This window comes from Geobacter sp. SVR, from assembly GCF_016865365.1.
In the GTDB taxonomy this organism is placed as follows: Bacteria; Desulfobacterota; Desulfuromonadia; order Geobacterales; family Pseudopelobacteraceae; genus Pelotalea.
In genome coordinates, this window is sequence record NZ_AP024469.1 from 1,676,049 (window position 1) to 1,696,978 (window position 20,930).

Sequence of the window (20,930 nt, forward strand, 5' to 3'; positions counted from 1 at the left end):
CCGGTATGAGAAACATTTCGCCGTAGATGAGACAGTTGGGCAGCATGAGACAGGGTCGGCGACGATCGAGCCCCGGCATGACGCTCGCTTCGGCTTCCAGGCTCCACGGATTCAGATAGAGCTCAAGAGCAACAGCCTGACTTTTCTCTGTGAACTCTGTGTCTCCGTGGCAAAGCCTTTTACGTTTGCAACGCCTCCCTACCAATCACCCACAGGATCTTGGCGCCGGCCCGGACAACTCCGGTCATGGTACGGCTGATCTTGGACTCTCCGGCGATCCTGACAAAGTAGGGCAGGGGGATTTCGGTCACCCGCAATCCCGCTTTCAGGGCCCTGATCTGCATCTCCACGGTCCAGCCGAAGCTGCGGTCGTGCATCTGCAGACGTTTCAGGGCCTGCCAGGTAATGGCGCGCATCGGTCCCAGGTCGTGGTAGTCGTGCCGCCAGAACAGGCGGATCAGGCGCGTGGCCAGCCAGTTCCCGAAGCGCTGCTGCGGGCTCAGTGCCATCCCGGCCGCGGGCAACCGCCGGGAAAGGGCCAGGTCTGTCTCCCCGGCCAACAGCGGCTGCAGCAGCAACTCCAGGTTTTCCACGCCGTCGCTGCCGTCTGCATCGGCAAAGGCCACGATGTGCGGTGGATCGTGTTCGAGCGCCGCCAGCCCCGCCAGGCAGGCGCTGCCGTAACCGGCCCGTGGTTCGTGCACGACCTGTGCACCATGGGCAGCCGCGACCCCGGCGGTGTTATCGATGGAGCCGTTGTCCACCACGATCACGCGGCCTATTTTCCGGGGCACGCGTTCCAGCACCTGCGGGAGCGCGAGCTCTTCGTTGCGGGCTGGAATGATCAGGGCTACGGAAGGGACCGTCACAGGGGTGGCGTCCCGTTCCCGTTCCGCCGTGCCTTGAAGCGCCGGTACAAAAGCGGCAGCAGCGACACCAGCACTATCAGCCCGATGCCGATGATCGCCGCGGGCGATACTGTCCCCCGGATCAGCCCCAGCAGGGAGCTGGAAAAGACGATGAAGGCGATGCAGGCCGGCAGCATGCAGATGAACGTGGCAACCAGATAGTGGGTGAACGGGATCTTGGTCAGGCCAAAGGCGTAATTCAGCAGGTTGAAGGGAAAGGCGGGTATCAGCCGGGTGAAGGCCACCACCTTCCAGCCGTGCAGGGCCACCTCGCTGTCCAGTTTCTCCCATTTGGGACCGGTCAGCTTGGCAGCAACCCAGTCGCGCGCCACGTAGCGCGCCACAAGAAAGGCCAGGGACGCGCCGATGGTGGCGCCGGTAATGGCGTAGACCACGCCCCAGAAGGGCCCGAACAGGATGCCCCCCGCCACGGTGAGCGGCAGGCCGGGCAGGAACAGTACCGGCGCCAGGGCGTAGATCAGGATGTAGATGGCCGGGGCAAGCGCACCATAGGAGCCGATCAGTGCCTGCAGTTTTTCTTGCTGCAGGTAATGCGTTGCGCCGGAAAGATGCACGCCGATCACGGCAGCCACCAGTAACAGCGCGACGATCAGGGATCTGAACGGGCGTTTCTTTTTTTCTTTTTCCGGGGCAACGGTGCGTTCGCGGGTCACGGCGGTTCCTTTCATTATATTGTAGCGCTTTTTAAGCCTGAGGCGGTTCAGATAGGTAAACGGGGTGCGGGCGCCCCGGGTTTTGCCGGCCATGGTCCGGGCCGGCGCAAAGAGCAGATCCACCAGATGGCTGGTGGGGGTATGCGTTCCCAGGGCCTGGGTGCAGCCGGCACAATAGGTGACGATCCTCCGGCCCGCGGCCTCGCTTTTACGCAAGGCGCCCCAGGAAGCGGCCAATTCCGGGGCCAGCATGTCCACCGCCCCCCCTTTGCCGCAGCAGACGGTCGTTCGGCCGGAATGGGGCATTTCCTCCACTGTCAGCCCCTGGCGTGTGAGCAGGGTCCTGACCGCGCCGTGTACCGGCTCGGCGTAGCGGATCACGCACGGGTCATGAACCGTCACCGTACCGGTTGTTCGCTGCAGTTGAAGGCCTGACGCGGCCAGCGCCTCCCAGACCGTTTTCACGGCCAGGCCGGCTCCGAATTTCTCGAACATCACCTGGCAGTTGGGGCAGGCGACCAGCACCTCCCTGACCCCCTGTCCCAGCAGGTATTCCCGCATCTCTTCGAACATGGCGCTCACGTACTGTTCGCGTCCCAGACTGTGGGACGGTTTCAGGCAGCAGTCGAAGACGATGCCGATATTCGGGTCACCCTCTTGGAGACGGGCAAAGACCTGGTTGACCCCTTCCGGCCGGGTGCCGGAAAGGGAACAGCCGGGAAAGAAGATGGTTGTACATCCCTGCGGCAGGCGGTAGAGGGTGAAGCGCCGGGAGGTTCCCAGCCGCTCGTAGGTTACGAGCGGCTGGTGTCCCGGGTATTCCCCGCAGCCGCGGTCGACCGCTTCGCGCCGCATCTCCAGAAACAGTGCGTCCAGTTCGAGCCGCTCCGGGCAGACGGCGGTGCAGAGACCGCACAGGCTGCATTCGAACGGACGGGAAAGGCTGGCGGCATTGCCCGGATCGAACGAGGCGGCGATGTCTTTCGGTGTGCCCTGTTTTTTCAGGAACGAGCACTCCCGGACGCACAGGCCGCACTCGCTGCAACCGGCAATTGTCGCTTCCCGCAGTTCTCTCAGTGCCGCACGTTCGGCGGGGATGCTGGTGGGGTTCACGCTTCAGGCTCCTCAGGGACTCGTGTAGTACAGGGCAAAGGAATAGTTGGCGCCGGCAGCGGTGTTCTGTCCGTAGATGTCGGGCCGGTAGCCGATTTCAACGCCGAATTTCGGAGTGATCTTGTATCCGAATGCAACATCCAGCTTACCCAGGTCGAAGTTGTTGGTGGCCGTGGGATTACCGTTGCTGTCCTGTTTTTTCCCGTTGTCCATGCTATAGGTGCCATCCAGCTTGACCCGGCCGTAGATGTTTTTGGTGATATCCACGCCAAACTCGATCAGGTAGCGCAATTCGTCGGATGGATCCTGGGCGCGCCAGCGGTACCCGATTTCCACATTACCGTATCCGGGAATCAGCGGGTAGAGCGAACGACCGTACAATAGACGCAGTTCAGTGTCAAACTGACCATTGCCGAGGGGCAGGGGGTCGTTTTTGTCATAGGTGCCCGGCACTTTTACCAGCAGTTGCGTGGAGACGATGCCGATCTTGTCGTGATCCAGCAGCTTGTAACGCAGCCCGAGGTCCACGTCGCCAAGCCCGTACCCTTTGCTGCGCAGGTTGTTGTCCTCGTTTTCCAGCCATTTGTAGGTCAGCGAATTGATTGCGGTCAGGTCGTCGGTCAGGCCGATCTCGAAATAGTTGCTGATGTCATAATCGGTGAACTTTCCGTTATTGGGTGTCCCTTCGCGATGCCCTGTGCTGCTGAAGTTTTCGTGGGCGTAATAATAGTTGAAGGAAGCCTTCTCGTAGAATCCCCCTTTAGGCGCTGTCCAGGCACCGGCAAAGGCGGTGGTGGCAGAGGCCAGCACTGCGGTCAGAGCAAGAAACGTGAATATCTGTTTTTTCATTGGTTCTCCTTGTTTGGCTACGGCTCAGTAGGCAGTGTCGCATCCGCATTCCATTCAGCCCAGGAACCATCGTAGTTGCTGACATCGTAACCCATGAGCCGGAATATGAAATACTCCTGCCCGGAACGGTATCCCACGTAGCAGTGGGTAATTACTTTTTTATCCAGGGTGATTCCTTTGCCGTTCAGCAGCGCCTTGAGATCGTCGTAGGATTTGACCGCGTTGTCGGCGTTCAGGAAATCACCGTTCAAAATATTGATGGCATTGGGGATATGCTTGGCACTATAGGGCAGCATGGTCCCGGTTTTGGTGCCGGTCGGGTCTGTGGCATCCCGGGAATCGACAATCGCATAGCTGCTTCTGTTACTGTAATTGGCCAGCACGATCGCCTTGGTGGCAAGTTTGGTGTCATCCACTGCCGGAACAAAGGTTGCTGCCGTCGGCACCGGCACCGTTGTCACCGTGGCCCTGATATCGCCGACCCAGTTGTCGTAACCGCCATTCAGGATGTGTACATCCTTGGCCCCCAGGTACTCCAGCATCCAGAAAACACGGCCGGCACTGGCATCCACTGTTTTGCCGTACACCACAATACGGGAGTTGGCCGAGATTCCGGCATTACCAAGTATGGTGGCAATATCCGCGGGGGTTTTCAGGTCGCTGCTATCCACACCGGAGCCACCCTTGTCGAATGTCCCCGGGGTCAGGTTGACTGCTTTTGCGATATGTCCGGCAGCGTAATCGGTGGCACTTCTCACATCAATAACAACCAGGTTGACATCGTTGAGCCCCGCTGCCAATTCATCGACACTGACCAGTAATGCGCTGTTTTTATACGTCTCCGGCGCCGATGTCAGTACTGTGGCACTGCTGCCGCACCCCGTAATCACTGCCATGCACAGGGTGACACTCGCAACCAGAACTACCCATCCAAATCGTGCTGCTGCCTTCATAACTGCCTCCTTCCAGTAATATCGGGTAATCCCCGGCAAAAGGGGGGTACGGTAGCAAAGCCCGAAACTGGAAGTCAAATTATCATTACCGCGTGTTTTGTCAGTTTTTATTGAAAATACCAATAGTTAAGCGTTTTAAATATGCGGTGTAAACAGTTTGTAGAGCAGTCAGCGATCGACATCCCACAGGATACGACCGTGGCGTATTGCCATTGTTTTCCCGTCGTCTGCACGTCAGGGATTGGTTCCTGTTGAGATGGGATATTTATAGGTAATTCCATCGGGTTTGAGAGCAGCGCTCCACTCACCCCATGAGCCGGTGTAATTTTTTACCCTGGTGAAGCCCAGCCCCAGCAACGTGTCGGATGTATAGGAGGAGCGCACCCCGGCCTGGCAATAGATGATGATTTCCTTGTCGGGAGTGATGCCATGCTGTTGCAGCAGTTCCAGTATCTCGGAAGGGCTCTTCAGGACATACACGCCATTGCTGGTCGGCTGCTGCAGATTCGTCCAGTCGAGGCTGACGGCATAGGGGATGTGGCCTCCTCTCGGGTTGGTGCGCAGGTCATAGCCGATATACTCCAACACCGAGCGGGAATCCCAGATTACGATTCCGGGGGTATTGATGCGGGCCAGGACGTAATCGGCGCTGACATCGATGTCGGCTGTATTGGTGACCACGTACGAAGTTGCGTTGGGGATAGGCAGGTTTGCGGCGGTTTCGGTCGGGCGTCCCTCAGCTGCCCATTTCTGGTAGCCGCCGTCCAGTATGGCGACATTTTTATGTCCGTAGCGGAGCAGTGTCCAGACAAAGCGGCCGACCGAGGAGCTGTTGTCCGTATCGTAGGCAACGACTTTTGTTGACGGGGTGATGCCCAGGGTGTCGGCCAGGGCAATGAATTCTGCCTGGGTCAGGCCGAGGGTTCCGGCAGAACCGGTTGCCGTGGGTGTAGTCGAGTTAATCGAAACGGTATTGCGGATGGCTCCCGGAATGTGCCCGGCATTATACAGGGCCGCAGAACGGACATCCACGACCAGAATGTTCTGCCGGTCAGCGCTCAGGGTATCGGTAGTGGTGAAGGTTTCGACGTTTTTGGCAACCGCTGCCGGTGCGTTTGTTGTGGACGTCGATTCCACCGAGCTTCCGCATCCTCCCAGGAGTGCCGAGCCAGAAAGGACTACTGCTGTCAGCATGGTGATTACTGCTCTTGATTTCATTTGTGCTATTCTCTCCTTTAGCCGCGGTTCAGGCGGCGCCTGTATTTTTCTTCATTCATACCCGGTCATCCGAAAGACAGCACTTCCATGCAAATACACCATGCCGCCAGCTCCGGGGTTCTCCCTGTCATTTTCGCTCTCCTTTCCGATGGTCTTCAGCGGCCGCAAAAACAAAAAGGCCATGTTCTATCTCCCGGGGAGATAAACATGGCCTCCAGTTTTTCTGGTCAGCTGTGAATATACGCGAGCGCAATCCCCATCCGTGAGGGAAGGAGTGCGGGTTCTGCCTTTCGGACGGGTGACCGACCGAAAAATATGGTGTTGTATAACAGACGCGAAATCGCCTGTCAATAAATTAAATATATTGTCTATTGATTTTGTAGTGTTTTTTAATGACCGGCAAAAGCTGGGTGCGCGGTAAAGTGGGGAAGCGCCGGAATGCGTGGCTTGGCATGGTTTGCCAGGTCGATAGGGTGTCCGGAAACATTTGTTTGGTATTGAGGAGAGAGCGAGGCTGAGAGTGGATTCCCAGTCTCGCGTTCCGGAAGGCAATTATCTTTGGATCAATGGCAGGGCAGCATGTTGGCAATGGCAAGGATGGTGTCATCGGTCAGGTAGGAGAGCGTACCCATTCCCCCGGTGTTGCTCGCGATGGCCGCCTTGATGTTGTTGGGTGTGCCATTGGTGATGGAAGTGGCCGTAACCGGTCCATGACATCCTGCGCAGAGGGTGCTGTAGAGATTGGCACCATCCGTGGCAGCCACTGTCGCCGCCTGGCTCGATGCAGGGCTTTCCACACCGTGGCTGACGGCGGTAACAACATAGAAATATGTCTTGCTTACAAAAAGGCCCTCATGAACATAGGGGCTGGTAACCCCGGCGATTTTGGTCCCGGTTGCGGGTGACGGTCCGGGAGTGTCCGACCAGTAAATATTGTATGAATCGGCACCGGCAACAGGATTCCAGGAAAGGGTGATCTTGTTGATGCCGCTTGTCGCCGTCACATCGGCCGGTGCAGCCGCAACCTTGGCGGCTGCTGCCGCTCCCCCGGAGCCGTCTCCACAGCCAGCCAGCATGAAAACGCTTAGCAGCAGGCAGGCCAGCGAGATGTGAATGATCGTTCTTTTCATTACGCTTCCTTTCTCTGAAGTGAAAATTCCCTTCAACCTATGCCGGTTAAACGGTGCGCGCCCGTTCCCTTTTTCAGGAAGCGGGCGCGCGTTTATCTACCCTGCGGGTGCTAATCTCCGTTCACACCGGGAAACAGGACACCGTGGGGGTTCCAGCCGATCTTGAGGCTGTCTCCGACCTTGGTGACGCTGGGGGTGGCATTGGACAGACCGCTGGTGTCGAGCTTGATCAGCCATCCCTGGCCGTCGGCATCCGCGCTGACCGCATAGTACAACAGCCCTGTGGTCGGATCCCATCCGGCATGGCTGCCGCCGTATCCCGGGTGGTTATAGTGCAGGATATCCTTGATCTTGGTCGGATCGGGGGTGGCGGTGAGCAGGGTGGAGATGTCGATGAACTGCAGCAGGCTGGCCGGGTCGCCGGGGGTGATATCGCAATCCGCTGCGGTGGATTCCGTGGAAATCAGGTACTTGCCATCCGGAGAAATGGCGAAGTTATGCGGGCGACCCGGTATGGTGGCGATGATCTTGGGCGGATTGGCGGTAAGATCGATGACGTTCACCCCTGAGGTGGAAGTCTTGCCGGTCGGTACCGGCCAGGTATTGTTCCCGGCAAACAGATACTTGCCGCTGGGGTGCAGACGCAGGGCATGGATGTTGCCGTAGCCGAAGTCCACATCCAGGACTTTGTTCAGATTGAGCGTGGTCCTGGTGGCGGTGTCCGTGGTGGACTCGGCCGCAGTGGCCAGGCCCGAGATATCGTAGCCCACCACATGGTAGGAACCGGCCGTGGAGGTGTAATAGGTCTTGTTGTCCGCGGAAACCGCGCCTACGTGGGGAGCGGTATTGCCATTGGTGATATTGCCCAGATAGGCCTTCTTTTCCACATCAAACACATTGACCCCTTTGGGGGACTGATCGGACGAGATAAAGACATACTTCCCGCTGGGGGACTGAACGTTCTGCACGCCGCATCCCACGGTCCAGGATTTCTTGATCAGCGTCGCCTTGTTGCTGTCGTTGAGGGTGCTGTAGTTCTTGAAGCCGACCAGATCGAATACGTTCACGTCGCCGGTGGCGCCGCCGGCCTTGTTGGTGCACAGCCACAGCTCGGAGCCGTCGGTGTTGACGTTGCCGAAATGGTTGACCCTCACGCCGGGCAGATTGGTGAACCGGACGGTTTTTGTCACGGTTTTGGCTACACGGTCGATGATCGAGAAACCGGGCGTAGCGGTTCCGGAACCGCCGGTGTTGATCACGTAGCCGACGGCCAGATTGGGCAGCACTTCACCCTGCACATCGGCAACCTTGGCAGCAACAGCGGCGAGGGTGGTACCATTGTGAAGCACGCCGCCGTCACCCAGTACACCGCCGTGAGCCAGATCAGCGGACACTTTGGTGACAACCACATCCGAATTCGGACCGATGGCCTTGCCGGAAAGCGTAGCGCCAACCGTCAGCGTATCGGTGACCAGCAGACGGTAGGCTTTGCTGTTGGTGGTGAGGGTCGCTTTCAGAATGACCCCGGCTTGAGTGGTGGGAGGGGTGACATTGAGGCTGAAGGTTCCGTCGGCATTGATGTTGGCATCGGCGGTGCTGATCACGTTACCGGTGGCGGCATCAATGGCCTTGACCGTGCCGATGGCGCCGGTCGCCGCTGCCGCCGTTTTCAGCGTAACCTTGCTGGCGCCCGGTTCCAAAGCCCCGCTGATAGTGGCGGTCTTTGCCGCTGCCGGTGCGGAGCTGGAACTGCCGCAACCGGCCAGGCCCAGGGACACCACGGCCATGGCTGCAAGTAACAATCGTGATACCTTTTTCATCTGTTCCTCCTATGGTTGATTTTCCTCCGGCGAAACCGGGGTACTGTCATGTCAGAAAAACAAAAAGGCCGGGAATAGCGCGCTCAGGGCGCATTACTCTCGGCCTCCGGTTTTTCCGGTCAGCAGATTGTCGTGAAACATCGGTTCCTGTTGGTCGGGGCAGTTGGTACCGGTTTCACATCCGTTTCCCCCTTTGCTGGAGGGACAACAGAATACGAGATTTTAAAAACCAAGCACCTCGGCAATTGCCTGGACCTGCTCCGCCGCAAGCGTAGACAGGCTGCCCATTCCGCCCTTGTTGGCCGTTATTGCCGCCTGGATCTGGGTTGCGGTTCTCCCCTTCTTCTCGGAGATTGCCAGCGGATTGTGGCATGAGGCACATTTGGCACTGTACAGGGCCAAACCGTCGACGGTCGAGGTTGTGGCCGAAGCGATCTCCGATTCGCCGCTTTCACCGATGCTGTTCACTGCCGTGACAACATAGGCGTACGGGAGACCGGCGGTCAGGTTGGTGTGGCGGTACGGACTGGTAACACCGGCAATCTTCGCGGCCCCCATTTCTTTCATCACGTGAGTCGGGTCGTTGGTCCAGTAGATATTGTACGAGGTTGCTCCGCTGACCGGGCTCCAGGTGATAGTTGTCTGGTTGATGCCTCTCGAGGCGGATACACCGGCCGGTATTGCCGGAACTGTGGGAACAGCGGCGGGCGTGCTTGCGGACACCTGGCTCGACGCGGCACTCTCGCCGGTGCTGTTGACCGCGGTGACGATGTAGTAGTACGTACTGCCGGCGTTCAAGCCGGTGTGCATGTAATGGTGATCGTCGACAGCGGCGATTTTGGTACCAGTGCTTTTGGTGACGCCGCTGGTGGTTGACCAGTAGATGTTGTATGAGGTGGCACCGCTGACTGCTCCCCATGACAGGTGAACTGCATTTTCTTCAGCGGTAGCGGATACGCCGGCAGGAGTGGCAGGGGCATTCGGGATGCCGGTCAACACGGCGGAGGGACTTACTGAAGCGGCGGCAACGGAAAGCAGCGTTACCGGGATGGCATCCCTGTTGCTGACGGTGATCCCACTATCCGGCCTGACACTGATAGTGTAGGAATCGAATACTGCATCTATCCCCTTACCGGCGGTGATGGTTCCGGTAAAGAAATCCGAGGCTGAGGCGCCGGCTGGCAGGATGGCGGCCAGGGCTGTGGTGACCTTGGCAGCCTGGGCGGCATAGGTGGCGTTGATGTCGGAGAGTTTCTGGGCGTTCAGTCCGCTGAACAGCGCCTCCGGATCCGGGTTTCCGGCGGCCAGGGCCACGACCGCGGTCGTGACGGGGTTTATGTTGGCTGTTCCGGCTGTTGGTGCAAGGGAGACATAGGTGCCGTTGGTGCCGGTCACGGTTACCAGAAACGGGGCCTTGAGGCCCGAAACATCGATGGAATAGACGCCGGTTGCAGCATCGGTCGTAGCTGCAGGGGCGGTCTTGTTCTCCGCGTCCCTGAGCTGCACGGTCTTGCCTTTGATCAGTGCTCCTTCGGAAGCGGTACCGGTCACCTTCGGGCTCCCCGCCGTCCCGGAGCCGCCGCACCCTGCGATCAGCAGCGCCCCTCCGATGATGTATCCCGCTGCCAGCCTGAATACGGTTCTCCTTGTCATGCGTGTTCTCCTTCTCGTTGGTCTTCATCAACCGTAATAAATAAAAAAGGCCATGTTTATCTCGTGGGAGAGATAAACATGGCCTCCAGTTTTCTGGTCAGCTGTAAAGGTTCGTGAAAGCAATACCCGCCGTGAGGGGGAAGTGCGATCGGTCTTTCGTGCCGGGCACGGCCGAAGAATATGTGCTCGTATAGCAAATGAAAATTGCCGTGTCAATAAATAAATATATTATCTGGTGATTTTATAGAATTATCTAACGGTAGCCACCTCGCCGCTCATGCTCTCCAATGCACGCTGGTGCAAACAGGCCCCGCATTCTTTTTCCCCGTGCTTCTCTTGTGCTGCATTGATGGATATGTCGAGCAAATACCACACGTTTCAGAAAACGATGAAGGGTCTAGGATCCGCCAACCAAAAGCATCCGGGGGTGAAAAAAGGACAGGCCGCTCTGCGCGGGAGCGGCCTGTCCTTTTGTGCAGCAGTCACGTTTGAAACGTGTCCGCAAATAACCGTGTTCAGGTATCGCGCCGCTATCTGCCGGATGTCGTTCCAGCTTTGAAGAGCAGCGCCAGTGATCCGGCCAGCAGAACAACCCCGACGTAGCCCAGGGCACTGAACCGTTCGCCGAAAACCATCCAGGCCAGTATGGTGGAGGTAAGCGGTTCCATGAGGGTCGCCACACTGGCGACGGTTGCCGTGGTATGACGTATTCCGGCGATGAAGAGCACATATGCCAGGGCCGTCGGGATCACCCCCAGGTAGAGCAGAAGCCCCCAGCCGACCGGGGAGTAGTGCAGGACAATCCCCTTGGCCAGGGCAACGAAAAACAGCAGCAGTGCGCCGATGCTGAAGCTGATGGCTATGGGCTGGATCGGGTGGTAACGACCGGACAGCCTGCGGGTGGTCAGGGTGATGACGGCATAGCCGAAGGCCGACCCGAGCGCCAGGAACTTCCCGCTCATGCTCCGGCTCACGTCGCCGGTGCTCTCCTGGAAACCGACCAGGACGGCGGTACCGGCCAGTGCGCCTGCCAGAGCCAGAAGGACAGGGGCAGACAGCCGTTCCCCCGTTATTACCATGGAAAAGGCTGCCACCATGACCGGTGCGGTACAGAGCGTGATCAGCGTCGCCACTGCCACGCCGGTCCGTTCTACGGCAGCCAGATAGCAGAGCTGGTACAGTGCCGTCATCATGCCGGTCAGCAGCATCAACAGCAGGTCGTGCCGCGGTATGGCGAACATCCGGCCCCGCTGCGTGAGCCAGCAGGCCGACAGCAGTACCGGCACTGCCAGGGCCAGACGAAAGAAACCTACGGACAAGGGGGTCGTGGCTGCCACTCCGTAGAGGAATTTGCTCGTGATGCCGACGGTCCCCCACAGGACTCCGGCCAGCAGAATACAGGCGAGTCCGCGGCGTGATACCACGTGGTCGCGGGATAGGGAATGCATGGAAGTATCTCCTTGTTCTCAAGATGAATTAACGGGTTACAGGAACAAGGCAGATAGGCGCAATTCAGGTGCGGTCGCGGAAAGGCGAGAGAGTGAAACGATGCCAGTCTGCCCTGTCAGGCGAGAATGGCTGGTGGAGGGGGAAGTATGCTAAAGGTAGGGTAGAACATGGCGTGAACATATCACGCAAAACCTGGCCATGTCATCTACTTTCGGTTCCCGAGTTCTCGAGGCCCGCTTCTGCGGATGCAAAGTGTAAACATTTTCTCTCCCCGCCTCACCCCATTTCGTGCTAAATTTCCCGGCATGAGCGATACGAACATAACAACCGAACAACTTCAGGAGTGGGATAAACGCTACGTCTGGCACCCCTTTACCCAGATGCAGGACTGGGAGCGGGAGGAGCCGATCGTGATCGTCAGGGGAGAGGGGAGCTGGCTGATCGACAGCGAGGGGCGCCGCTACCTGGACGGGGTGGCCTCCATGTGGACCAATGTCCACGGCCATTGCCGCAAGGAGCTGAACGAGGCGCTCAAGGCGCAGGTGGACCGGCTGGAGCATTCCACCCTGCTGGGGCTGGCCAGCGAGCAGAGCATCCTCCTGGCCCGCCGGCTGGCGGGGATCACGCCGCCGGGGCTGGACCGCTTCTTCTACTCCGACAACGGCTCCACCGCCATGGAAGTGGCGGTCAAGATGGCCTTCCAATATCAGGTGCACCGCGGCCGGCCCGAGCGGACCCGTTTCATCACCTTCAAAAACGCCTATCACGGCGATACCCTCGGCACGGTCAGCGTGGGGGGCATCGATATCTATCACGCCACCTTCCGCCCGCTCCTGTTCGAAACTATTCAGGCCCCGGCCCCCTATTGCTATCGCTGCGAACACGGCTGCGCCAGCCCGGCTGTCTGCGGCATGCAGTGCCTGTCCGCCCTGGAGGCGCTGATGGAAGAGCATGGCCCAGCCTGTGCCGGACTGGTGATCGAGCCGTTGGTGCAGGGCGCGGGGGGGATGCTGGTACAGCCTCCGGGATTCCTGCGCGGCGTGCGGGAACTGTGCGACCGTTATGGTCTGTTGATGATTGCCGATGAGGTGGCCACCGGCTTCGGACGAACCGGCCGAATGTTCGCCTGCGAGCACGAAAACGTGGTGCCGGATATCATGGCCATCTCCAAGGGTATTGCGGCCGGCTACCTGCCGTTGGCGGTGACCGTCACCAATGACCAGGTTTACAACGCCTTCAGGGGCGATTATGCCGAACTGAAAACCTTCTTTCACGGTCACACCTTCACCGGCAACCCGCTGGCCTGTGCGGTGGCCCTGAAGAGCCTGGAGCTGTTCGAACGGGACAACCTGCTGGAAACGCTGCAGACCAGGATCATCAGGCTGGCCGAGCGCCTGGCCCGTCTTACGCAACTACCGCACGTGGGGGATATCCGCCAGTGCGGCCTGGCGGCAGGGATCGAACTGGTCGAGGACAAATCCACCAGGCGCCCCTATCCCTGGGAGCTCAAGACCGGCATCAGGGTCTGCCTGGAGGCGCGCAGGCACGGGGTGTTCTCGCGCCCGCTGGGGAACACGGTGGTGGTGTTCCCGCCGCTGGCGATCACGGAGGATGAGCTGGAATTGCTGATGGATGGACTGGAACGCTCCATCGTCGCGGTGACCGGTGAATGATGCAGCTTTTTCCGGTCACCGGCCTCACATCCGTGAAGTGATCTCCCATGAAACCCCGCCTCCAGCGGGGTTTCGCATTCCGGCCAATGATTTTCTGATTGCATTTCCCCTTGATTGCAGATTAAATGCCACACATCTGACCCGGCACGAGGTACGACAATGACCCCTGAAACCCGTCTGCTGCTGGTTGACGATGACGATTCCGGCCGTGAAATGCTGGAATTGCTGCTCAAGGCCTCGGGCTATGCCGTCGTCTCGGTTGCCACCGGTGATGAGGCCTTCGAGGCCCTGGAGCGGGAGCAGTTCCACCTGATCGTTTCCGACCTGTTCCTGCCGGACAGAAGCGGCATCGAGATCCTGCAGCATTCCCGCCGGATTTCCCCCACCACCGAGGTGATCGTACTGACCGGCTACGCCTCGGCCGAAACCGCTGTCAGCGCCATGAAAGAGGGGGCCTTCGACTACATCACCAAGCCGGTCAACTTCGATGAATTGAAGATCCTCCTCAAGAAGGCGCTCGAAAAGCAGCAGCTTTTTCTGGAAAACGTTTACCTGCGCAATCAGCTCAAGGGACGTTTCGAATTCAGCAACATCATCGGCAGCTCGCCGGCCATGAAGCTCGTTTTCGAGCGCATGTCTCGCATCGTAAAGACCGACTCGACCGTACTGATCACCGGCGAATCAGGCACCGGCAAGGAATTGGTCGCGCAGGCCATCCACCACAACGGCAGCCGCCAGAACAAACCCTTTATTGCCGTCAACTGCGGGGCGATCCCGGAGCAGTTGCTGGAAAGCGAGCTGTTCGGCCATGTGCGCGGCGCCTTCACCGGGGCTATCAGGGACAAGGCCGGCAAATTCGAGGCGGCCAATCAGGGCACCATCTTTCTGGACGAGATCGGCACCATGCCCATGCATCTGCAGACCAAGCTGCTGAGGGTGCTGCAGGAGCAGGAGGTGGAGCGGGTCGGTTCCTCGACCAGTCCCATCAAGCTGAATGTGCGGGTCCTCTCGGCTACCAATCTGGACCTGGAGCAACAGGTGCGGCAGGGGAACTTCCGCGAAGACCTGTTCTACCGCCTCAACGTCATTCCGCTGCACCTGCCCCCCCTCAGGGATCGCAAACAGGACATCATGCTGCTGGTGGGCACCTTCCTGGAAAAATACTGCCGGCTGATGGGACGAGGGCCCATGACCATCAGCAGACGGGCCCTGGAGGCGCTCGAACAGCATGCCTGGCCCGGCAACGTGCGCGAACTGGAGAACCTGGTGGAGCGCCTGGTGGCACTCACGGAGGGGGATGTCATCCATGTGGAGGACCTGCCGACCGAGATGTCGGGACAGCGGGGCATGCCGGGCGGCCCCAGCCTGGAGCTGACCGAGGCCGGGATCGATATGGTGGCGGCCCTGGCCGAGATCGAGCGCCAACTGGTAGCGCAGGCCATGGAGCTGGCCGGCGGGGTAAAGGCCAGGGCGGCCGCGCTGCTGGGGATCAACCGCACGACCCTCGTCGAGAAACTGAAACGGCTGGGAATGGGCTGAACCACCTGAAATCTTCTTTTCCTCGATCGATATTCCCGCCGAACAGCGCGGAGCCCGGGCGAGATCAACCCCTTGTCCGTGTTGGACGGGCGTGCCGGACACCCGGAACCGTGACAGTTCCCACCCTGAAGGCCTGAAAATCATCTGCTGCATTATTGCTCCCTACCGACTCCATTCCTGAGCTTTTTCCCCATTATTCCCGTTATGATCGGGAATGCCCCGCAGTTGATGCTGCCACCCCACGGGATCTTCCCGGTACCACAAGCACCGCCCCCCATGAGCCCGCTACTGCCGGCGTCGCCGGTCTTTCCTTTCGTCCCGGACTCCATCCTCTTTTTTGACTAATGTAAAAAAAAACTTATGCGTCAGTTGAAAGATTAAAAAACGATGATACAAAGATAGGAATGTTGGGAGAACCTTCATGTAAAGGAGCGGGTATGAACGGAAATGCCAAGCTGGTGATGGGGGGTATCGTGCTGTCAATTGCTGTCGTGTGCCTCGGCGGCTGCAGCAATTCCTCGAAAGCTGAGCCAGAAGCCAAGATCGCCAAAAGCGGCGCCAAACAAATGGCCATGGCCGCACAGGGGGAGGGCAAACCGGCGGTTGCCGCGGCTGCCCAGGTCGGCGATCAGCCCTCGGGCGCAGTGGCAGCCAAAGAGGATTCGAAATCCGCAGCCGGCGAGGCGGTCACCGAAATCAGCAGCATTTCCGGAAAGGTCGTGGAGACCATGTCCGTCAGCAATTACAGCTATGTATACCTGGATAACAACGGCAAAAAAGAGTGGGCAGCCATTCCGCTCGGGAAGATCCAGGTCGGCGCCGTCATGAACCTGCGTCCCGGCATGGTCATGCATGACTTCCATAGCAAGAGCCTCAACCGGACCTTCGACAGGATCGTCTTTTCGGAGGGACCCATGGTGACCGCTCAAGCCCAGCCGGTAGCGCACGGCGGCAAGCAATAACTGTCATTTCTGTTCTGTCATGGCGTCGTAATCCGGGAGAGGGCGATGGGAAAAACGGCTGTGTGCCGCCTGATTGTCATGCTGGGCGTGTGGGGATTGCTCGCTTTTCCGGCGGGCGCTGCGGAAACGGGCAAAAAAAAGCAGAACTCCAGGGATGGCTCGTTCTCATTGACCGCTACCGTTGGCGGCTACCTGTTTGCCGGATCGGAAAACCTCCGGGCAACCCCGCTGTACGGGGTCAAGCTGGGCTATGACATGCAAGGGCGCTCCATTGCCGACAGTCTCGGCATCGAGGTTTCCTACAGCTATCTTTCGACCTCTTCGACAAAATCTTCCGACGACACCCGGGGCCATCTCGTCCGTCTTGACGTCACCTACCCGTTTACCCCGGGAGCGCGCCTGGTTCCCTTCATCGCTGTCGGGGGCGGGGCCCTCGACCTGATCACCGCTTCCCGTTCCAACGTTGATCCGTTGCTGAATTACGGCGGCGGCCTGAAGTACCTGATTGAGGACTACCTGGCCGTGAGGGGTGATGTGCGTCAGCTGCTGGTCTATCATGAGTCCCATTTTCGGAACAACTTCGAATTCGTTGCCGGGTTGACCTACTATTTCGGCAAGGAGCGCAAGAAAAAAGCAGTCACGCCGCCGCCCCCCCCAAAGCCGGACAAGGGGGCCGGTTCAGGGAAGGTTTCGGGGACCGGGGGAGCGTCTGCAGTGCCGGTCTGGCCGACAGAGGGCAGCCTGCCTGAAAAGCTCGAAAAAGCCGGAGTAGTTGGGATAGGCGTGCTCTATCCCCCTGCTGACAAAATCCCGCCACCGCCGGCTCCCCCTCTTGCCCCCCCCGCGCCGGCTGCTCCGGCAATCCCGGCCGATCCGTCTGCCGGGGGTGACGGCAGCGCTGCGGCCAAGATGTCGGAACAGGCTGCGACCGGAGGAAGCACGGATGCCGCGGCACCGGGCACTGTCGCAGAAGGGCCCGGCGGGGGCGCTCCGTCATCCGCCCCGGAGACGGCCTCTGCCGCACCCGTTGCGCCGCCGCCGGAGCGGCCGATCGAGCAGCGGGTTTCGAAAGTGACGGAGATCGATTTCGACAAGGGCAGCAGCTTCATAAAGCCGGAGTACTACCGGGATCTGATCGATCTCTCGCTCTACCTCAAGGCATACCCGGATGCCTTCCTGACCATCGAAGGACAGGGAGATCTCCCCGACAGCCGGGAAGCGGAAGAAGGGCTCTCCCGGGAGCGGGCCGACAGCGTCAGGCAGAAGCTGCTTCTGTTCGGCATCGAGCCGGAGCGGCTCATCATCAGGGAGGGCAAGGCCAGGCATCAGAGCAGGCAGGGCAAGCACCGGGCCATCATTACCATCGACCCGTTCGATGGTCAGCAGTGAATGCGGACCCCCAGCGGAAGCGCTATGAATCACATCACACCACCAAAGGAGAGCTTCGCCATGAAAAGAAGAGAGCTGTTGACCATCGGCGCCATAGCTGTCTGTATTGCCGCCGGAGAGGCTTTGGCAATCACCGAAGCGGACCTGCTCAGGGATCTGGCCGAGCCGGCTGCCGGGCCATCCGCGGCCGTCAAGGAAGTTCGGCCGCTCGAAGCAGCTTCCGGAGCGCCGGAGGCCAGTGCCGCCCGGCTGCCGGATGCGCCGCTTCTGGCGGGGAAGGTCGCGGAGACGATGGATGCCGGCGGATATACCTACATCCTGCTGGAAAAAGATGGCAGGAAAAAGTGGGTGGCCATCCCGGAGGCCAAGGTTGCAGTGGGGCAGGAGGTTCAGGTTGCGCCGGGGATGGAAATGGGGCGCTTTACGAGCAAGAGCCTGGGGCGCAGCTTTGACGATATCCTGTTCTCCGTGGGACTGGTTGCGGATACGGAGCAGAAAAAACCGGACGGACACATGCAGATGCCTCCGGGCCATCCCGGCGGAGAGGTCCAGGCCATGCCCAAGGGGATGTCCGCCATGCTGGCGGCCGGCGGCGGAGCACAGGATGCTGCGGCACTTGCCGGTAAGGTGGTGGAAACCATGGATGGCGGCGGCTATACCTATCTCTGCCTTGAAAAGGAGGGGGGTAAAACCTGGGCTGCGGTGCCGCCTATGAAAGTCGCGGTCGGCGATGTGATTGAACTGCAGCCGGGCAATGTCATGACCAATTTCACCAGCAAGAGCCTGAACCGTACCTTCGAGCGCGTCGTGTTCTCGGCCGGCCCTGCCCCTAAAAAGCAGGAGCAACGCTGACGGGGGCAGTGCTTCCCGGAATAACAGGGAAGGCATATCTAAAGGGGCTTGGGGAATCGATTTCGATCCCTCAAGCCCCTTTTTCAGAAACTCCGGCAGCTGAATCCGTGAATCCTTCCAGCCTTCACTCGCTACCCATGCCTTGTACGATACCAGAGACTTATGTTGTAAAGCTGTTTACTCCAGGACGCTGAAGTAATAGGGAGAGGTGAATCTGTCACATGCCTGTGGTTTTGAACCTGTAGTAGAGATGAGATCCCTTTCCCATGCGCTTTGTTCAAAGTTTGGAAAATTCTATTCTTAATGGCCTTTATCTTTACTGTCTTATTCGGCTGACTCACCAAGAGACTGAAAACAGCAGACATCCGAACAGGTTTCGTTGAAGCAGATTTTCAATTTCTAAAGGACGGCTTCAGCGTGGGCATCCTAAATCATGTTCAGAGAGAGGAGGTGAGCCCAGATAAGAAAAAGTGCAAAATCCCCTGCACATCCGCATTGTAAGCAAGCTTCCCGGCAATGAAAGTCCAAACATTTTCTGAATCCAACCAAGGAGGGAATAAGAATGATCCGTTTAGCTTCTCTCGGAATTCTGCAGTACCTTTTGAGGATAACGTTGATTATCTGTGCAACAGTGGGGTTGAGTGGAACGGGACGTGCCGTATGGGCATTATCGGTTCAGTGGACAGAACAGGCAGATTTTGAAACCAATGCTGTAACCACCGGTACGCCAACCACTCGCGTAAATATCGATACAGCGACAACTCCTGGTGACATCAAGATCGGTGTCACAAAAGACTTTGTCACCACCGCGACCATTACGTATGGTACCTCGCATAACAAGATCTATACCACTGGAGTTGATCGCACCTCTATTGCCGTCATCGATGCCGCAACGAATACAATGATCGGAATGATACCCCTTCAGGCGCGGCCGGCAGGCGTCATCTACAACTCTGCAGGCAACAAGCTGTACGTGGGACAGTACAACGAGAACAAGGTCTCAGTGATAGACCTCAACTCCGAGCCACCCGGCGTCTATACCCTCACAAGCCCCATCGTCGGCAACGGCGCCTATGCCGCAGCCTACAACCCGATAAACAACAAGGTCTACATCGCCAATACCGGCGATCAGACCGTTTCGATTCTTGATGGAGTTTCCGACTCTCTTCTCGCTACCGTGCCGGTAGCAGCAGGGGCCACGACCGCTTCCTTCGATTCCGCCACCGGAAAGATCTATCTGACGAGTATGGTTAATCAGTCAGTTACTATACTAGATGGTGCCACGGATCAGGTGGTCAAAAACTTCGAAATCGACCCGGCACTGAACCTCCTTGGCGGGCAAGACCCCGGAAAGGTCGGGTTGCGGGTGTATGCTCCGGCAAAAGGAATCACCGGAGCCGATGCCCTGCGTCTGTCATGGAATCACGACCCTCTCGGGCCACACCAGGACATCCAGTTCCAGGTTCGAACGGCGCAGGATATCCAGTCCCTCGACAATGCCACGTATGTAGGGCCAGACGGTACGGCCAACAGTTGGTATGTCACCGTAGCAGGTGGCTCGGAGACGACCGTTGATCTCAATGTTCCCTATTCCCCTGCTGTGGAGATCCAGGGGAAGTTAATTTCCGATGGGTCCGGTACACCGGTACTGCATGAGGTGAGACTGGAATTTATATTCTACGCCGACCTCGTTGTTTCCAACGTCAGCGGACCATCCTCCGCTGAGATAGGGGCCGTCGTGCCAGTGTCTGTGACCGTTGCAAATCAGGGGGAAGGGACTGCGGCTCCGTCCAAACTTGGATTGTTCCTTCATAACGAATCCACTGGTGCGTCCTACCTCCTTGGTGAGCAGGCAATAGGGGCACTTGCGTCAGGCGCAACCGCACCGGGTACCTTGCAGGTCACAATTCCATCGATCCCGCCCGGTAATTACGAGTTCAAAGCGTGCGCCGATTATCTAATGGAAGTGATGGAAGGGCCCAATGAAAACAATAACTGTAGCACGAGTCCGATAACTATTCAGGGAACTGATTTAGTCGTTACAAGTGCATCAGGAACGGTAAGCGGTGGAGCCCTCACATATTCGATTACAGTAAAGAATCAAGGCAACCTAGCTACCAACAAGACTTTTTACGTTACAATCTATCTTTCTACTGACGACGTGATCACAACATCTGACAGCCGCTTTAACGTAACTCCGGCCGTATACGGCTTGGCAGCAGGGGCAAGCAAGACGCTCACGGGGACAATAGTAATTCCTGTACGTCTACCTGTGGGGCATTATTATATAGGTGCAATTGTGGACAGCAATCCATTACCCACCAGCAATAATCTGGTCAAAGAATCGGATGAAACAAATAATGCTTTGAGCAGCACAGCTACCCAATACATTTACAATGATTTGGTCGTTACATCAGTCGAAGGGACATTCGTTAACGGACAGTTACAATATTCGGCAACCATCAAAAATAATGGCAATGGCTCAATGGCGGCGACAAATTACTCCTTTAAACTTTCTCAGGATCAAGTCATCGAAGAGGGAGATATTACGGTAAAGGCGGGGCAATACCTTGTTCTTGATGGCGGCGAAGAACACGTAATTTCCGGAACAACCCCCGTCTCTGGTTCGCTTCATGGCCCGTATTATATTGGAATTATTGTAAAACCATCGGATACGATTTATGAGGATAATCCGCTAAACAATACGCTTGTAGGCAATCAAGTTGTCATTCCCTAATTGACGGGAGC

General features: G+C 58.2%; 16 protein-coding genes. 6 read left to right on the top strand and 10 right to left on the bottom strand.

The window, feature by feature from the left end; genetic code table 11:
- Window positions 1-179 precede the first annotated feature (179 nt).
- The 10 genes from GSVR_RS07765 to GSVR_RS07805 all read right to left on the bottom strand — a co-directional run bounded on the left by GSVR_RS07765 (window position 180) and on the right by GSVR_RS07805 (window position 11,766).
- Window positions 180-869, bottom strand: a complete 690-nt coding sequence (locus tag GSVR_RS07765) for a glycosyltransferase family 2 protein (protein WP_173197419.1) — start codon at window positions 867-869, stop codon at window positions 180-182.
- Window positions 866-2,695 carry a VTT domain-containing protein gene (locus tag GSVR_RS07770; RefSeq protein ID WP_239077485.1) on the bottom strand — a complete coding sequence of 610 codons (1,830 nt, stop codon included), beginning with the start codon at window positions 2,693-2,695 and terminating at the stop codon, window positions 866-868. The genes GSVR_RS07765 and GSVR_RS07770 overlap by 4 nt, the downstream gene beginning before the upstream one ends.
- Before the next feature lie 12 nt (window positions 2,696-2,707).
- Window positions 2,708-3,544 (bottom strand): hypothetical protein, encoded by an 837-nt coding sequence (locus tag GSVR_RS07775; RefSeq protein WP_173197421.1) that lies wholly within the window; start codon window positions 3,542-3,544, stop codon window positions 2,708-2,710.
- A gap of 17 nt (window positions 3,545-3,561) precedes the next feature.
- Window positions 3,562-4,497 carry a sulfurtransferase gene (locus tag GSVR_RS07780; protein ID WP_173197423.1) on the bottom strand — a complete coding sequence of 312 codons (936 nt, stop codon included), beginning with the start codon at window positions 4,495-4,497 and terminating at the stop codon, window positions 3,562-3,564.
- Between the two features lie 234 nt (window positions 4,498-4,731).
- Window positions 4,732-5,715 (bottom strand): sulfurtransferase, encoded by a 984-nt coding sequence (locus GSVR_RS07785; RefSeq protein WP_173197425.1) that lies wholly within the window; start codon window positions 5,713-5,715, stop codon window positions 4,732-4,734.
- A 51-nt stretch (window positions 5,716-5,766) separates the two neighbouring features.
- Window positions 5,767-5,898 (bottom strand): hypothetical protein, encoded by a 132-nt coding sequence (locus tag GSVR_RS22185; RefSeq protein WP_255569689.1) that lies wholly within the window; start codon window positions 5,896-5,898, stop codon window positions 5,767-5,769.
- A gap of 380 nt (window positions 5,899-6,278) precedes the next feature.
- Window positions 6,279-6,845 carry a hypothetical protein gene (locus GSVR_RS07790; RefSeq protein WP_173197427.1) on the bottom strand — a complete coding sequence of 189 codons (567 nt, stop codon included), beginning with the start codon at window positions 6,843-6,845 and terminating at the stop codon, window positions 6,279-6,281.
- A gap of 110 nt (window positions 6,846-6,955) precedes the next feature.
- The gene (locus tag GSVR_RS07795; protein WP_173197429.1) at window positions 6,956-8,665 is read right to left on the bottom strand and encodes a YncE family protein; all 1,710 of its coding nucleotides are present in this window, start codon (window positions 8,663-8,665) and stop codon (window positions 6,956-6,958) included.
- Window positions 8,666-8,887: 222 nt separating this feature from the next.
- On the bottom strand, window positions 8,888-10,318 hold the full coding sequence (locus tag GSVR_RS07800) for a fibronectin type III domain-containing protein (protein WP_173197431.1): 1,431 nt from the start codon (window positions 10,316-10,318) through the stop codon (window positions 8,888-8,890).
- A gap of 530 nt (window positions 10,319-10,848) precedes the next feature.
- A complete protein-coding gene (locus GSVR_RS07805; protein ID WP_173197433.1) occupies window positions 10,849-11,766 on the bottom strand; it encodes a DMT family transporter in 918 nt (305 codons plus the stop codon).
- 306 nt (window positions 11,767-12,072) lie between these two features.
- Between GSVR_RS07805 and bioA the strand changes: the two genes are divergently transcribed.
- The 6 genes from bioA to GSVR_RS07835 all read left to right on the top strand — a co-directional run bounded on the left by bioA (window position 12,073) and on the right by GSVR_RS07835 (window position 20,919).
- Window positions 12,073-13,440, top strand: coding sequence for an adenosylmethionine--8-amino-7-oxononanoate transaminase (gene bioA, locus GSVR_RS07810; protein WP_173197435.1), 1,368 nt, complete (start codon window positions 12,073-12,075; stop codon window positions 13,438-13,440).
- A gap of 159 nt (window positions 13,441-13,599) precedes the next feature.
- Complete coding sequence (locus GSVR_RS07815) at window positions 13,600-14,979, top strand: sigma-54 dependent transcriptional regulator (RefSeq protein ID WP_173197437.1); 1,380 nt, start codon at window positions 13,600-13,602, stop codon at window positions 14,977-14,979.
- A gap of 437 nt (window positions 14,980-15,416) precedes the next feature.
- Window positions 15,417-15,941: a hypothetical protein gene (locus GSVR_RS07820; protein ID WP_173197439.1), complete on the top strand. Its 525-nt coding sequence runs from the start codon at window positions 15,417-15,419 to the stop codon at window positions 15,939-15,941.
- A 45-nt stretch (window positions 15,942-15,986) separates the two neighbouring features.
- Window positions 15,987-17,330, top strand: coding sequence for an OmpA family protein (locus GSVR_RS07825; RefSeq protein ID WP_173197441.1), 1,344 nt, complete (start codon window positions 15,987-15,989; stop codon window positions 17,328-17,330).
- Window positions 17,331-17,390: 60 nt separating this feature from the next.
- Entirely contained in the window at window positions 17,391-18,182 is a 792-nt protein-coding gene (locus GSVR_RS07830) for a hypothetical protein (protein ID WP_173197443.1), read from the top strand.
- Window positions 18,183-18,744: 562 nt separating this feature from the next.
- Window positions 18,745-20,919 (top strand): CARDB domain-containing protein, encoded by a 2,175-nt coding sequence (locus GSVR_RS07835; protein WP_173197445.1) that lies wholly within the window; start codon window positions 18,745-18,747, stop codon window positions 20,917-20,919.
- Window positions 20,920-20,930: the final 11 nt, after the last annotated feature.

Coding starts and splice junctions, on each gene's coding strand:
- GSVR_RS07820 (WP_173197439.1), top strand. CDS start 15,417: ATGAACGGAAATGCCAAGCTGGTGATGGGGGGTATCGTGCTGTCAATT.
- GSVR_RS07805 (WP_173197433.1), bottom strand. CDS start 11,766: ATGCATTCCCTATCCCGCGACCACGTGGTATCACGCCGCGGACTCGCC.
- GSVR_RS07775 (WP_173197421.1), bottom strand. CDS start 3,544: ATGAAAAAACAGATATTCACGTTTCTTGCTCTGACCGCAGTGCTGGCC.
- GSVR_RS07830 (WP_173197443.1), top strand. CDS start 17,391: ATGAAAAGAAGAGAGCTGTTGACCATCGGCGCCATAGCTGTCTGTATT.
- GSVR_RS07835 (WP_173197445.1), top strand. CDS start 18,745: ATGATCCGTTTAGCTTCTCTCGGAATTCTGCAGTACCTTTTGAGGATA.
- GSVR_RS07785 (WP_173197425.1), bottom strand. CDS start 5,715: ATGAAATCAAGAGCAGTAATCACCATGCTGACAGCAGTAGTCCTTTCT.
- bioA (WP_173197435.1), top strand. CDS start 12,073: ATGAGCGATACGAACATAACAACCGAACAACTTCAGGAGTGGGATAAA.
- GSVR_RS07795 (WP_173197429.1), bottom strand. CDS start 8,665: ATGAAAAAGGTATCACGATTGTTACTTGCAGCCATGGCCGTGGTGTCC.
- GSVR_RS22185 (WP_255569689.1), bottom strand. CDS start 5,898: ATGGCCTTTTTGTTTTTGCGGCCGCTGAAGACCATCGGAAAGGAGAGC.
- GSVR_RS07790 (WP_173197427.1), bottom strand. CDS start 6,845: ATGAAAAGAACGATCATTCACATCTCGCTGGCCTGCCTGCTGCTAAGC.
- GSVR_RS07825 (WP_173197441.1), top strand. CDS start 15,987: ATGGGAAAAACGGCTGTGTGCCGCCTGATTGTCATGCTGGGCGTGTGG.
- GSVR_RS07780 (WP_173197423.1), bottom strand. CDS start 4,497: ATGAAGGCAGCAGCACGATTTGGATGGGTAGTTCTGGTTGCGAGTGTC.
- GSVR_RS07800 (WP_173197431.1), bottom strand. CDS start 10,318: ATGACAAGGAGAACCGTATTCAGGCTGGCAGCGGGATACATCATCGGA.
- GSVR_RS07815 (WP_173197437.1), top strand. CDS start 13,600: ATGACCCCTGAAACCCGTCTGCTGCTGGTTGACGATGACGATTCCGGC.